9 protein-coding genes are annotated in these 12,525 nt (G+C 66.4%); 6 read left to right on the top strand and 3 right to left on the bottom strand.

Translation table 11 applies throughout. The features are described 5' to 3' along the window. Nucleotides 1–159: 159 nt before the first annotated feature. Genes ABL838_RS06410 through pdxA form a run of 3 tightly spaced genes read left to right on the top strand, consistent with a single transcriptional unit; the run spans nt 160 to nt 3,322 of the window. Entirely contained in the window at nt 160–1,515 is a 1,356-nt protein-coding gene (locus ABL838_RS06410; RefSeq protein ID WP_418124718.1) for an MFS transporter, read from the top strand. After that, nucleotides 1,512–2,285: a Nif3-like dinuclear metal center hexameric protein gene (locus tag ABL838_RS06415; RefSeq protein WP_418124719.1), complete on the top strand. Its 774-nt coding sequence runs from the start codon at nt 1,512–1,514 to the stop codon at nt 2,283–2,285. Before ABL838_RS06410 ends, ABL838_RS06415 begins: the two co-directional genes overlap by 4 nt. After that, nucleotides 2,282–3,322, top strand: coding sequence for a 4-hydroxythreonine-4-phosphate dehydrogenase PdxA (gene pdxA, locus ABL838_RS06420; RefSeq protein WP_418124720.1), 1,041 nt, complete (start codon nt 2,282–2,284; stop codon nt 3,320–3,322). The genes ABL838_RS06415 and pdxA overlap by 4 nt, the downstream gene beginning before the upstream one ends. Here pdxA and mscL read toward each other — a convergent pair whose 3' ends face one another. The 3 genes from mscL to ABL838_RS06435 all read right to left on the bottom strand — a co-directional run bounded on the left by mscL (nt 3,323) and on the right by ABL838_RS06435 (nt 8,733). Beyond that, a complete protein-coding gene (gene mscL, locus ABL838_RS06425) occupies nt 3,323–3,754 on the bottom strand; it encodes a large conductance mechanosensitive channel protein MscL (protein WP_126023023.1) in 432 nt (143 codons plus the stop codon). Nucleotides 3,755–3,813: 59 nt separating this feature from the next. Further along, on the bottom strand, nt 3,814–6,303 hold the full coding sequence (locus tag ABL838_RS06430; RefSeq protein ID WP_418124721.1) for a tetratricopeptide repeat protein: 2,490 nt from the start codon (nt 6,301–6,303) through the stop codon (nt 3,814–3,816). 177 nt (nt 6,304–6,480) lie between these two features. Beyond that, on the bottom strand, nt 6,481–8,733 hold the full coding sequence (locus ABL838_RS06435) for a beta strand repeat-containing protein (protein ID WP_418124722.1): 2,253 nt from the start codon (nt 8,731–8,733) through the stop codon (nt 6,481–6,483). A 741-nt stretch (nt 8,734–9,474) separates the two neighbouring features. On the opposite strand from ABL838_RS06435, the gene ABL838_RS06440 reads away from it, so the two are divergent. From ABL838_RS06440 to ABL838_RS06450, 3 genes are all read left to right on the top strand, one after another. After that, nucleotides 9,475–10,278, top strand: coding sequence for a LuxR C-terminal-related transcriptional regulator (locus tag ABL838_RS06440; RefSeq protein ID WP_418124723.1), 804 nt, complete (start codon nt 9,475–9,477; stop codon nt 10,276–10,278). A gap of 177 nt (nt 10,279–10,455) precedes the next feature. After that, entirely contained in the window at nt 10,456–11,073 is a 618-nt protein-coding gene (gene petA, locus ABL838_RS06445; protein ID WP_126023027.1) for a ubiquinol-cytochrome c reductase iron-sulfur subunit, read from the top strand. A 14-nt stretch (nt 11,074–11,087) separates the two neighbouring features. Continuing rightward, nucleotides 11,088–12,524 (top strand): cytochrome b, encoded by a 1,437-nt coding sequence (locus tag ABL838_RS06450; protein ID WP_126023028.1) that lies wholly within the window; start codon nt 11,088–11,090, stop codon nt 12,522–12,524. The last annotated feature ends 1 nt before the right edge of the window (nt 12,525 follow it).

Below are 12,525 nucleotides of genomic sequence, written 5' to 3' on the forward strand. Positions count from 1 at the left end.
CACTTACGATTACGGGTCGGCCCCACCCGGTCCGTCTGTTTTCCGGCCTCCGTGCCGCCTATCCGGCGGCTGCGGCCAGGCCTTCCGTCGGCGCGCCATTCTTCCGTTTTCTCACCCGGTCCTGCGGGCTGGCGCGCGGCCAAGACCTTCCTGCCAGCCATGACTTCAGAAGCAACCTTTCCGGACGGCGCGCAGCCGGCACCGGCGCGCACGCTCGGTTCGAGCGATTACAAGACCCTCGGCCTGTCCGCCCTCGGCGGCACGCTGGAGTTCTACGATTTCGTCATCTACGTGTTCTTCGCCACCGTGCTGGGGGCGCTGTTCTTCCCGGCCGACATGCCCGACTGGCTGCGCCAGCTGCAGACCTTCGGCATCTTCGCGGCCGGCTACCTGGCGCGTCCGGTGGGCGGCATCGTCATCGCGCATTTCGGCGACATCTTCGGCCGCAAGCGCATGTTCACGCTGTCGATCTTCCTGATGGCTGCGCCCACGCTGGTGATCGGCCTGCTGCCGACCTACGCGAGCATCGGTGTCGCGGCGCCCCTGCTGCTGCTGGCGATGCGCGTGCTGCAGGGCGCGGCCATCGGCGGCGAAATGCCCGGCGCCTGGGTGTTCGTGGGCGAGCACGTGCCGGGCAAGCGCTACGGCCTGGGCATCGGTGTGCTGACCTCGGGCATCACCGGCGGCATCCTGCTGGGCTCGCTGATCGCGGTGGTCATCAACCGCCACTATTCGCCGCAGCAGGTGAGCGACTTCGCGTGGCGCATCCCGTTCATCCTGGGCGGCGTGTTCGGGCTTGTGTCGGTGTACCTGCGGCGCTTCCTGCATGAGACGCCGGTGTTCAAGGAACTGGCCGGTCGCCGCAGCGCCTCGCGTGAGCTGCCGCTGCGCACCGTGCTGCGCGAGCACCGCCTGGCCTGCGTGTACGTCGGGCTGCTGACCTGGGTGCTGTCGGCCGCCATCGTGGTCGTGGTGCTCTACACGCCCACCTATCTGCAGAAGGTGCATCACATTCCGGCCGCCATGGCGCTGGAAGCCAACGCGCTCGCCACGCTGACGCTCACGCTGGGCTGCGTGCTGGCCGGCTGGGCCAGCGACCGCATCGGCACCCGCACCGTGATGCTGATCGGCTGGGGCGGCCTGCTCGTCACGGCCTACCTGTTCTACAGCGGCCTGCCCGGGACGCCGGCGACGCTCTTCTGGCACTACGGCCTGGTGGGCCTGTTCGTGGGCACCATCGCCACGGTGCCGATCGCGGGCGTGCGCGCCTTTCCGGCGCCGGTGCGCTTCACCGGGCTCTCCTTCGCCTACAACATGTCGTATGCGGTCTTCGGCGGGCTCACGCCGGTGATCCTGACGCTCTGGCTGCAGCACGACACGATGGCGCCCGCGCACTACGTGGCGGCGCTGGCCGCGCTGGGCTTCCTGCTGGCGCTGCTGCCCCTGGCCGCGCGCGGCCATGCGATGCGCGACGGTGGCGTGGCGCCCGCGCACGGCGCGACAATGGGGCGATGAGCACAACCCGCCACGAACTGCTTCACGCACTCGACCTGCTGCTGGCCCCCGGGCGCTTCAAGGACTACGGACCGAACGGCCTGCAGGTCGAAGGGCGTACCGTGGTGCGAAAGATCGTCTCGGGCGTGACCGCCAGCCGTGCGCTGATCGAGGCCGCGATCGGCGCCGAGGCCGACGCCATCTTCGTCCACCACGGCCTGTTCTGGCGCGGCCAGGACGGCCGCGTCACCGGCTGGATGAAGCAGCGCCTGGGCCTGCTGCTGGGCCACGACATCAATCTCTTCGCCTATCACCTGCCGCTCGACGCCCACCCCGAACTGGGCAACAACGCCCAGCTCGGCCTGAAGCTGGGGCTTGTGGCGCATGCCGGCCCTGGAGGCCGCTTCGGCGAACAGGAGCTGGGTTTCATCGGCACGCAGGAAGGCGGCGGGAGCTTCGACAGTGCCAAGGCGCTGGCCACCCACGTCGAGAGCGTGTTGAAAAGACCGGTGACGCTGGTCGAGCCGGCGCAGCGTGCCGTGAGGAACATAGCGTGGTGCACCGGCGGCGCGCAGGGCTACTTCGAAGCCGCCATCGCGGCCGGTGCCGATGCCTTCATCACCGGCGAGATCTCTGAGCCGCAGGCCCACTACGCGCGCGAGATGGGCGTGTCCTTCCTCGCCTGCGGGCATCACGCCACCGAGCGCTACGGCGCGCCCGCGGTGGCCGCGCACGTGGCTGCGCGGCTCGGGCTGAAGCACGAGTTCATCGACATCGACAACCCGGCATGAGCACCGCCATTGCCATCACCTTGGGTGACCCCGCGGGCATCGGGCCGGAAATCATCGTCAAGGCCTTCCGCGACGCGCCCGACGCCACGCATGGCACCTTCGTCGCCGGCGACGTAGGCACGCTGCGCAAGGCATCGCAGGCCCTGGCCGCCGATGGCCGGCCGGGCTGGCCGGTGCTGGAAATCGAATCCGTCGCCGAGGCCGCGACCGTACCGCCGGGCTGCATTCCGGTGCTGCAGGTGATCGCGCCGCCCAAGGGCATCGAAACGGGCCGCATCAGCGCCGAGGCCGGCCGTGTGGCGGGCGAGTGCGTGGTGTGGGCCGCGCGGGCCGCGCTGCGCGGGGAGATCGGTGCCCTCGTGACCGCGCCGCTGCACAAGGAGGCGCTGTCGGCCGCCGGCTTTCCGTACCCCGGCCACACCGAGTTGCTGCAGGCGGAGGCGGCCGCGCACCTGGGGCGCACCGTCGCCGACGTGCCGGTGCGCATGATGCTGGCCAACGACGAACTGCGCACCGTGCTCGTCAGCATCCACATGTCGCTGCGCAAGGCCATCGAGGCGGTGCGCTTCGAGGGAGTGCTCGAAACGCTGCGCATCACGCACAGCGCGCTGAGCCACGCGCTGGGCCGCGCGCCGCGCATCGGCGTGGCGGGCCTCAACCCGCATGCGGGCGAGGGTGGGCTGTTCGGTTCGGAAGAGCGGGAAATCATCGCGCCGGCCGTCGAGGCTGCGCGCGCCGAAGGCATCGATGCCAGCGGGCCTCATGCGCCCGACACCGTCTTCATGCGCGCGCGCGCCAAGGCCGGCGTGCCGTCCAGCGGCGAATTCGACGTGGTGATCGCGATGTACCACGACCAGGGCCTGATCCCGGTCAAGTACCTGGGCGTGGAGAAGGGCGTCAACGTGACGCTGGGGCTGCCGCTGGTGCGCACCAGCCCCGATCACGGCACCGCGTTCGACATCGCGGGAACGGGGCTGGCCGATGCCTCGAGCCTTGTCGAGGCACTGCGCATGGCCCGGGTGCTCGGGGGCGTTTGATCAGGAGCGTTTGAGGCTGTCGCGGATCTCGCGCAGCAGCACCACGTCTTCGGGTGTTTCAGGGGCTGCGGCGGGCGCCGGCTCTTCGCTGCGCTTCAGGCGGTTGATCTGCTTGACCATCATGAAGATGATGAAGGCGAGGATCACGAAGTTGACGGCGATGGTGATGAAGTTGCCGTACGCCAGCACAGGAACGCCTGCCTTCTTCAGGTCGGCCAGCGTGTTCGCCACCCCTGGCGGCACGGTGCCCAGCACCACGTAGAGATTCGAGAAATCGAGCTTGCCGAACACCACGCCCACCAGCGGCATGATGATGTCGGCCACGAGCGAGTCGACGATCTTGCCGAAGGCGGCACCGATGATCACGCCGACCGCGAGGTCGATGACGTTGCCCTTGACGGCAAATTCCTTGAATTCACTGAGGATGCTCATGATTCAAAAGGCTGCTGGAGCTCTGCTGTTGAAGGAGAGCCGAGTATGCCCGCGATTGCTCACTTCTCCAGCGCACGCGCAGCGACGTCGACGTGCGCAGCCGGCAACCCTTCACGACTGCGCGCGGCAATTTGCCTGTAGCCGTCTTCCAGGTGGCGCACGAAGCGCGGCGTGTCGAAGTAGCCGCTGCGCGTGTCCTTGGCCCGCGCGAGCCGCGAGCGCAGCGCCGCCAGCTCTTCCCGGTGCGTGGCGTAGTGGATGGCCTTTTGGACATACTCCGCGTGGTTCGTGGCCACCAGCTCCGGCAGTCCGATGGCGCGCAGCAGGCTGCCCGCCATGCGCGACACCATCGTCGTGCCGGTGAGCGCCAGCAGCGGCACGCTCGACCACAGCACGTCGTTCGCGGTCGCGCCGCTGCTGTAGGGGAAGGTGTCGATGAACAGGTCGGCCAGGCCGATGCGCGCCAGGTGCTGATCGACCGGCATGCGCGGCGACACGATCAGGCGCTCGGCCGGCAGGCCCGCCTTCTCCCATTGCGCGCGCAGGTTCTGCTCGAAGCCGTTCGGGCCCTGGGCCAGCCACAGCACCGAGTTCGGAATGCCCTGCACGATGCGCACCCAGGCCTCGAAGGTCTCGGGCTGGATCTTGAAGGACTGCGAGAAGTTGCACAGCACGAAGGCGTCTTCGGGCAGGCCGTGCTCGGCGCGCGTGGGCCTGTGCGGATTGACCGGCCGCTGGGTGTCGATGACCTGGAAGGTCTCCGGCAGGCGCAGCAGCTTCTCGGAGTAGCAGTCTTCCGTGCCCGGCGGCGAGAGGAAGTTGTCGGACACCAGGTAGTCGTAGTTGGGCGTGCCGCTGGTGCCCATGTAGCCCAGCCACATGAGCTGCGCGGGCGCCGCGTGGTAGGCCATCACCTGCGGCTTGGCGCCGCGCGTGTCGCCCGAGAGGTCGACCAGGATGTCGATCTCGTCGTCGCGGATGCGCTCGGCCATCTGCTGGATCGACAGGCCCTGCAGGTCGACGAAATGTTCCGCGGTGGCGGCGATGCGCGCCCGTGCGGGGTGGCCGTCGTCGGGGCCGTAGGAGTAGATGAAGACTTCGAACTCCTTGCGGTCGTGCCGGCCATAGAGCTCTGCCGTCAGGTGCGCCACCGGATGGTTGCGGAAGTCGAAGGAGTAGTAGCCCACGCGGATGCGCGGCGAGGTGCGGCGCGCGCCCGCATCGGCAAAGGGCCTGATGGCCGTGTTGCGGTCGGCCAGCAGGGCGGAGCGCTGCGTCCAGTTCATGAGGCGGCGCGCGTCGTCGTAGTTCGACATCAGGATGAATGACGACACCGTCTGGTCGTTGCTCGGGTTGTCGAGCAGCGCCGCGATGCGCTCGCGCAGTTCGGGCACGCCGTTCCAGTCGGCGATGTGCGCCTTCTCGCCCAGCATCCACACCATGGCGGGCATGAAGTCGGGATCGTCGCGCAGGCACTGCTCGAACTCGGCGATGGCCTCCTTCGACTGGCCTGCCATCACGTAGGTCACGCCCAGGTTGCATCGCGCGAGCACCTGGCGCGGGTGCACCTCGAGCGCCTTCTTCAGCACCTCGATGGCAGTGTCGAAGCGGCCGAGCCGGAAGTTCACCGTGCCCAGGTTGTTCAGCAGCAGCTCGTGCTCGGGCAGGCTTTCGAGCGCGAGCCTGTAGAGCTCGGCCGACTCCGCGAAGCGCATCGACACGCCCTCGAGCGCGCCGCACACGCCGTAGAGCGCAGCCACGCCCTCGGGGTCGGACAGCGCCTTGTGGCGCTCCTCGGCCGGCCAGTTGCGCATGGCGCGCTGCATCGGTTCGATCGCCTCCTCGATGCGTCCGCAGGCCTGCAGCGCCCGGGAAAGCATGAACGCGGCCTCGCAGTCCATCGGGTCGGCGGCGGCCTTTTCATACGCGCCGAGCGCGGCGGCCCAGTCCTTCTGGTGCGCGCGGATCTTGCCGATGTTCTTGTGCGCGGCCGCGTAGCCGGGGTCCAGCGCCAGGGCGCGGCCGAACTGCGCGATCGCCTCGTCGAAGCGGTCCTGCTCCATGTCGATGGCGCCGGCGTTGTTCCATGCCGCGGGTGCCTGCGGCGCGAGCCGCGTGGCCTCGGCGGCGGCTTCGCGCGCCTGGCGGAACTTCTTCTGCTGGCGATACACCGCCGACAGGTTCACGTAGGCCTCGGGATAGTTGGGCTGCGCCTTGATCGCGCGGCGAAGGTCCTGCTGCGCTTCGTTCGGCAGGCCCATGTGCATGAAGATCGTCGCGCGGGTGTTGAAGTAGAAGTGGTGCGGCGAGCGCGCGATGGCCCGGTTCACGTAGTTCAGCGCCAGCTTGGGGCGGCCTTGCCGGTACAGCGCCTCGCCGCTCAGATGCAGCGCGTCGGCATGATCGGGGAAGAGCGACAGCAGCGCTTCGTAGACCTGCAAGGCCTCGGCGAAGCGGCCCACGCGATGCAGCGCCAGTCCCTGCTCCAGGAGCTGGCCGGCGTTCGCGGCCGGAATGGAGGGAGCGGGAGCGAGAGAAGGTGGGTTCATGAATCCGCGTGATGGACGGGTCGGCACAGGAGAGGGCCGCCGCTTCGGCGCCGGCCTTCGCGCGCAGCAGGGAGCCATGAAAAAGGCCGGTTACCCAGTATAGGGGCCGGCCTTTCGTTTGCATCCGCTGGCAATCCCGCGGCGCGCACGCTGGCGCCACGGGAGTGCCGGGCCGGATTACCAGGACCAGGAGGCGCCGATGCCGCCGCCGACCTTGCCGCTGCTGCCGCTGCCGATGTTGACCTTGATCTGCGCGCCTTCGCCGATGCGGAAGCTGGCGGCTGCCGCGATGGCCGAGCGGCCGTCGAAGGAGCCCACGCCCACGCCGATGCCGAAGCTCTTGCCCGCTTCGAGCGCCGGCACCGAGGCCGCGGCCAGCGCGATGGCCGCGCCGGTGCTGCTGGTCTTGCGCATGTCCTGCACCTCGTTGCGGACCTGGTTCAGCTGCGACATGTTCGCGGCGTCCGTCGGCAGGATGCCGGGGGCCACGTTCTGCACGCGGCCGTTGGCGACCATGCCGTTGCCCGCCGTGATGGTGCCGCCCGCGGTCACGTTGCCGGTGACGTTGACCGTGCCCGCGTTCAGCGTCGTGACGTTGCCGGTCACGGCGTTGATCGTGGTGATGTTGCCGGTCTGCGTGTTCAGCACCGTGATGTTGCCGTTGGCCGCAGTGATCGTCTGGAAGTTGCCGGTGGTGGCATTCACCGTGCTGGCGTTCACCGTCGTGGCGCTGACCGTGCCGGCGGTCAGGGCGTTGACCGTGGCGCTGGCAGCCGACAGGTTGGTGGTACTCACGTTCGTCGCGCTCAGCGTGTTGATCGTGCCGCGGCTCGCCGTCAGGTTGGTCGTGCTGACGTTGGTGGCGCTCAGCGTGTTGATCGTGCCGGCGTTGGCTGTCAGGTTGGTCGTGCTGACGTTGGTGGCGCTCAGCGTGTTGATCGTGCCGCTGTTGGCCGTCAGGTTGGTCGTGCTGACGTTGGTGGCGCTCAGCGTGTTGATCGTGCCGGCGTTGGCTGTCAGGTTGGTCGTGCTGACGTTGGTGGCGCTCAGCGTGTTGATCGTGCCGCTGTTGGCGGTCAGATCCGTGGTGCTGACGTTGGTCGCGCTCAGCGTGTTGATCGTGCCGTTGTTGGCGGTCAGGTCCGTGGTGCTGACGTTGGTGGCGCTCAGCGTGTTGATCGTGCCGCTGTTGGCGGTCAGGTCCGTGGTGCTGACGTTGGTGGCGCTCAGCGTGTTGATCGTGCCGTTGTTGGCGGTCAGGTCCGTGGTGCTGACATTGGTCGCGCTCAACGTATTGATCGTGCCGTTGTTGGCGGTCAAGTCCGTGGTGCTGACGTTGGTGGCGCTCAGCGTGTTGATCGTGCCGTTGTTGGCGGTCAGGTCCGTGGTGCTGACGTTGGTGGCGCTCAACGTGTTGATCGTGCCGTTGCTGGCGGTCAGGTCCGTGGTGCTGACATTGGTTGCGCTCAGCGTGTTGACGGTGCCGTTCGATGCAGACAGGTTGGTGGTGCTGACATTTGTCGAGCTCAGTGTGTTGATGGTGCCGTTCGACGCCGTCACGTTGGTGGTGCTGACGTTGGTGGAGGTCAGCGTGGCGATGCTGCCGGTGTTCGACGTCAGGTTGGTGGCGTCGATGTTGGTCGAGGTGATGCCGGTCGCCAGCACATTCGTCGAGGTGACGCCGGTCGCCAGGATGTTGGTCGAGGTCAGCGACTGGATCGTGCCGTTGCTCGACGACACGCTGCCGGAGGTCAGGCTGCCGGTGCTGATGGTGCTGGCAGTGATGCTGGTCGAGCTCAGCGTGTTGATCGTGCCGCTGCCGGCAGAAAGATTCGTGGCCGTGACGTTGGCAGAAGACACGGTGCCAGCGGTGATGCTGCCCGCAGACACGGTGCCCGAGCTGATGCTGGAGGAGGTCAGGTTGGTGACCGTGCCGCTGCCGGCGGAGAGGTTCGTGGCCGTGACGTTGGCAGAAGACACGGTGCCGGCGGTGATGCTGCCCGCGGATACGGTGCCCGTGCTGATGCTGGAGGAGGTCAGGTTGGTGACCGTGCCGCTGGTGGCGGACAGGTTCGTCGCAGTGACGTTGGCCGAGGACACGGTGCCGGCGGTGATGCTGCCAGCAGACACGGTGCCTGCGGTGAGCGTCGCCGTGCTGATGCTGGTGGACGTGAGATTGGTGGCCGTGGCCGATGCTGCGGTGAGGCTGGTGGAGGTGATGTTGGTCGCGCTCAGCGTGCGGATGGTGCCGTTGCTGGCCGTGACGTTAGTGGTGCTCACGCTCCCGGCCGTCAGCGTAGTCGTCGATACGCCGCCGACAGCGTTCAATACGCCGCCGCCGTTGCCAGTATTGAAGTTGCCTCCAACGTTGCCCGCATTGACTTCCGCCCCGCCGATCGTGACCTGGGCATGTGCGACCGGCAAAGTCATCACATAGCCAGCGCTCAGAAGCACTGAAGCGAGAAGCTTGCTGACGCCCGGACGGCGAACAATGAAAGAGCGGACACTGGAGCGCTGGGATGTAGTCATTTGGATTTTCTTCCTTGAAGAAATCAGTTGCCATTTCTGGTCTTTCACACGCCCTCGTCGCGTGAAAGCAGGGTTGGGTTTCATCGAGTTACCCAATGCAACCGATGCTAGGAATCGAGGTCTTCGCTGAACATCACCGGTATCCGTAGTTATGGATGTATGCATGTCGACGGCGCGCCATCGACGCATGCATACATAGCCTGCAAAACCAATGCACATGCGGGTTTGCGGCCATCGCATGAATCGCGTATTGACGTTTGGAGATGTGGTCTCGCACGCGTTTCGCGTGTCGCGGTGCTACGTAACAGGCGCGGTAACCCGCACGTAACAACGGCCTGAAAACGGCCTTCGCAAGGCCTTCGCGCGAGCTCGTTCTTCAGCTCGTTTCGGGCAATTTCTTCAATGAAATCAAAGTACTACACGCGTCCTTGCGTGATGTGCGCCGACGCTCGTCCGAGTGGGCATCGTTCCTGCGGTATCTGAAACGAAAGACAACATTTCGAAGCTACCCACGGGTGGCGAAAGAGCCAGAGGACGTCGCGTGATCAATTTTTTCTTGGACATCGGCAACGGCATCAGCGCATGCGGCACGGACCAGGTCCGCTGCGGCAAGGCAGGAGAAGACGCAGCAGGAGCGCGGACATGGAAATGAACATCCACTACACCTCCTCGGCCGCATCGACGCCGGTACTCACGGCAGCGCAGTTGTATGGCGGCGTCTTCCATGCCGCGCTGGTCGTCGCGGACGACGCTGCCTGCGCCGACCGCATGCGGCGCATCCTCTGCGAGCTCGCGCCGCATCGCCGCGTGGTGGTCGCATCGGGCCGGGCCGAGGCGTTCAATCTGCTGGCGGCATTGCCCTATGACCTCGTGCTGGTCGACATGCGGCTGCCGGGCAGCGACGGTGCCGCCGTTCTTCATCATGTGCGCCAGACCTATCCGCGCGTCGAGAGCATCGGCATGTCGGCGTCCGACGACCAGCAGCAGGTGAATGCCGCGATCGCGGCCGGCGCCATCGGGTATCTACTTACCGAAGCCGACGACGCGGAACTCGCCTATCTGCTGCGCTCCATCGAACGCGGAGGCTCGCCGATGGATTCGCGCATCGCGCGGCGCATCCTCGGTTCTATCGCCGCGTCCGCGAAGGCGCGCACGATCGAGGCCATCCGCGTGCAGGGCCAGCCGCCGCAACAGCAGCAGAAGCACAAACAGCAACCGCAGGGAGAAGCTCCCGATTCCAGGCTGCCGCAGGGCCTGCTGTCGCCGCGCGAACTCAAGGTGCTGCGCCTGATCGCGCAGGGCTGGAGCAACCGGCAGATCGCCGAAGCGGTGTACCTGTCGGTCAACACCATCGAGTTCCACGCGAAGAGCATCTATCGCAAGCTCTCGGTCAAGTCGCGGACCCAGGCGGTCCACGAGGCGATGCAGCACGGACTGCTGAACTGAAGTCTCCGCGGCGACAGTCTTCGTCGCCCTGTGCAGCCCCTGGCGGGCGCCCGCGGACGCGGCGCGCCCGGCCCGCGGCCGCCGGCCATGCGCATGGCGGCCATTGAATATCCTTACAGCGCCCCGCTACAATCGCGGGTTGACTCCTGCTCCAGCGAAGAAGACAAGAGGATCCCCATGAGTGACATGACCTCCGGCTCGCACCGGATCGACACCAGCAAGCGCACGTGGTTGATTGCATCCAGCTGCGCTGGCGTGGCGGGCGGCGTGGCCACCGCCATCCCCTTTGTGAGCACTTTCCAGCCTTCCGAGAAGGCCAAGGCTGCGGGTGCTGCGGTCGAGGTCGATATCTCGGGCCTCAAGGTCGGCGAGAAGATCACCGTCGAATGGCGGGGCAAGCCGGTCTGGATCCTCAAGCGCTCCCCCGAGCAGGTCGCGGAACTCCCCAAGCTCGACGGCCAGCTGGCCGATCCCCTCTCCAAGCGTCACCCCGACGAATTCACCCCCAAGTACGCACAGAACGAGCACCGCTCCATCAAGCCCGACGTGCTCGTCGTGGTCGGCATCTGCACCCACCTGGGTTGCTCGCCGACCGACCGCTTCCAGGCCGGTCCGCAGCCTTCGCTGCCGAACGACTGGGAAGGCGGCTTCCTCTGCCCCTGCCACGGTTCCACTTTCGACCTGGCCGGCCGGGTCTTCAAGAACAAGCCTGCGCCCGACAACCTGCCGGTGCCGCCGCACATGTACCTGTCGGACACCAAGCTCCTGATCGGTGAAGACTCCAAGAAGGCCTGAGGCGGAAGAAGAACATGGCTGAATTCCACGAGATTTCCCCCAACGCACCCGCCGGCGCCAAGCTGCTGAACTGGGTCGACAACCGTTTCCCGCTGAGCAAGCTGTGGAACGACCAGTGGGGCAAGTACTACGCGCCGAAGAACTTCAACTTCTGGTACATCTTCGGCTCGCTGGCGATGCTGGTGCTGGTGATCCAGATCGTCACCGGCATCTTCCTCGTCATGCACTACAAGCCCGACGCGAACCAGGCGTTCGCATCGGTCGAGTACATCATGCGCGACGTGCCGTGGGGCTGGCTGATCCGCTACATCCACTCGACGGGCGCCTCGGCGTTCTTCATCGTGGTGTACCTGCACATGTTCCGCGGCCTCATGTACGGCAGCTACCGCAAGCCGCGCGAGCTGATCTGGGTGTTCGGCTGCGCGATCTTCCTGTGCCTGATGGCCGAGGCTTTCATGGGCTACCTGCTGCCCTGGGGCCAGATGTCCTACTGGGGCGCCCAGGTGATCGTGAACCTGTTCGCCGCCATTCCCTTCGTCGGCCCCGACCTGGCCCTGCTGATCCGCGGCGACTACGTGGTGAGCGACGCCACGCTGAACCGCTTCTTCAGCTTCCACGTGATCGCCGTGCCGCTGGTGCTGCTCGGCCTGGTGGTGGCCCACCTGATCGCGCTGCACGAAGTGGGTTCCAACAACCCCGACGGCATCGAGATCAAGGCCAACCGCGGCCCCGACGGCCATCCGCTGGACGGCATTCCGTCGCATCCGTACTACACCGTGCACGACATCTTCGGCGTGGTGGTGTTCCTCACGATCTTCTCGGCGGTGATCTTCTTCGCTCCCGAGGCGGGCGGCTACTTCCTCGAATACAACAACTTCATCCCGGCCGACTCGCTGAAGACGCCGAACCACATCGCCCCGGTGTGGTACTTCACGCCGTTCTATTCGATGCTGCGCGCGACCACCGACGACATGGTCAACGTGTTCTCGCTGATCATCGCCGCTGCCGCCATCTGGAACTTCGTCAAGGGCAAGTCGGGCATGGGCCTGAAGATCGCGGGCATCGTCGTCGCGGCTGTGGTGATCTTCCTGCTCAAGACCTTCGACGCCAAGTTCTGGGGCGTGGTCGTCATGGGCGGCTCGGTCATCATCCTGTTCTTCCTGCCGTGGCTTGACCACAGTGAAGTCAAGTCGATCCGCTACCGTCCGGGCTGGCACAAGTATGTGTACGGCCTCTTCGTTTTCTTCTTCCTGATCCTGGGCTACCTGGGCATCCAGCCTCCCGGCGTCTGGGGCGAGCTGGCCATCGGTTCGTTCAAGCTGGACATCGCGCAGACCATCTCGCAGATCGGCACGCTCGTGTACTTCGGCTTCTTCCTGCTGATGCCGTGGTGGAGCCGCAAGGGCGAATTCAAGACCGTGCCCGAGCGCGTGGTCTTCGCCGCCCATTGAT

Origin of the sequence: Variovorax sp. 160MFSha2.1 (genome assembly GCF_048305075.1) — a bacterium.
Taxonomy (GTDB): Bacteria; Pseudomonadota; Gammaproteobacteria; order Burkholderiales; family Burkholderiaceae_C; genus Variovorax; species Variovorax guangxiensis.

Bases quoted from the DNA above. Each gene is read 5' to 3' on its own strand.
- ABL838_RS06410 (WP_418124718.1), top strand. From the start codon at position 160: ATGACTTCAGAAGCAACCTTTCCGGACGGCGCGCAGCCGGCACCGGCG.
- ABL838_RS06415 (WP_418124719.1), top strand. From the start codon at position 1,512: ATGAGCACAACCCGCCACGAACTGCTTCACGCACTCGACCTGCTGCTG.
- pdxA (WP_418124720.1), top strand. From the start codon at position 2,282: ATGAGCACCGCCATTGCCATCACCTTGGGTGACCCCGCGGGCATCGGG.
- mscL (WP_126023023.1), bottom strand. From the start codon at position 3,754: ATGAGCATCCTCAGTGAATTCAAGGAATTTGCCGTCAAGGGCAACGTC.
- ABL838_RS06430 (WP_418124721.1), bottom strand. From the start codon at position 6,303: ATGAACCCACCTTCTCTCGCTCCCGCTCCCTCCATTCCGGCCGCGAAC.
- ABL838_RS06435 (WP_418124722.1), bottom strand. From the start codon at position 8,733: ATGACTTTGCCGGTCGCACATGCCCAGGTCACGATCGGCGGGGCGGAA.
- ABL838_RS06440 (WP_418124723.1), top strand. From the start codon at position 9,475: ATGGAAATGAACATCCACTACACCTCCTCGGCCGCATCGACGCCGGTA.
- petA (WP_126023027.1), top strand. From the start codon at position 10,456: ATGAGTGACATGACCTCCGGCTCGCACCGGATCGACACCAGCAAGCGC.
- ABL838_RS06450 (WP_126023028.1), top strand. From the start codon at position 11,088: ATGGCTGAATTCCACGAGATTTCCCCCAACGCACCCGCCGGCGCCAAG.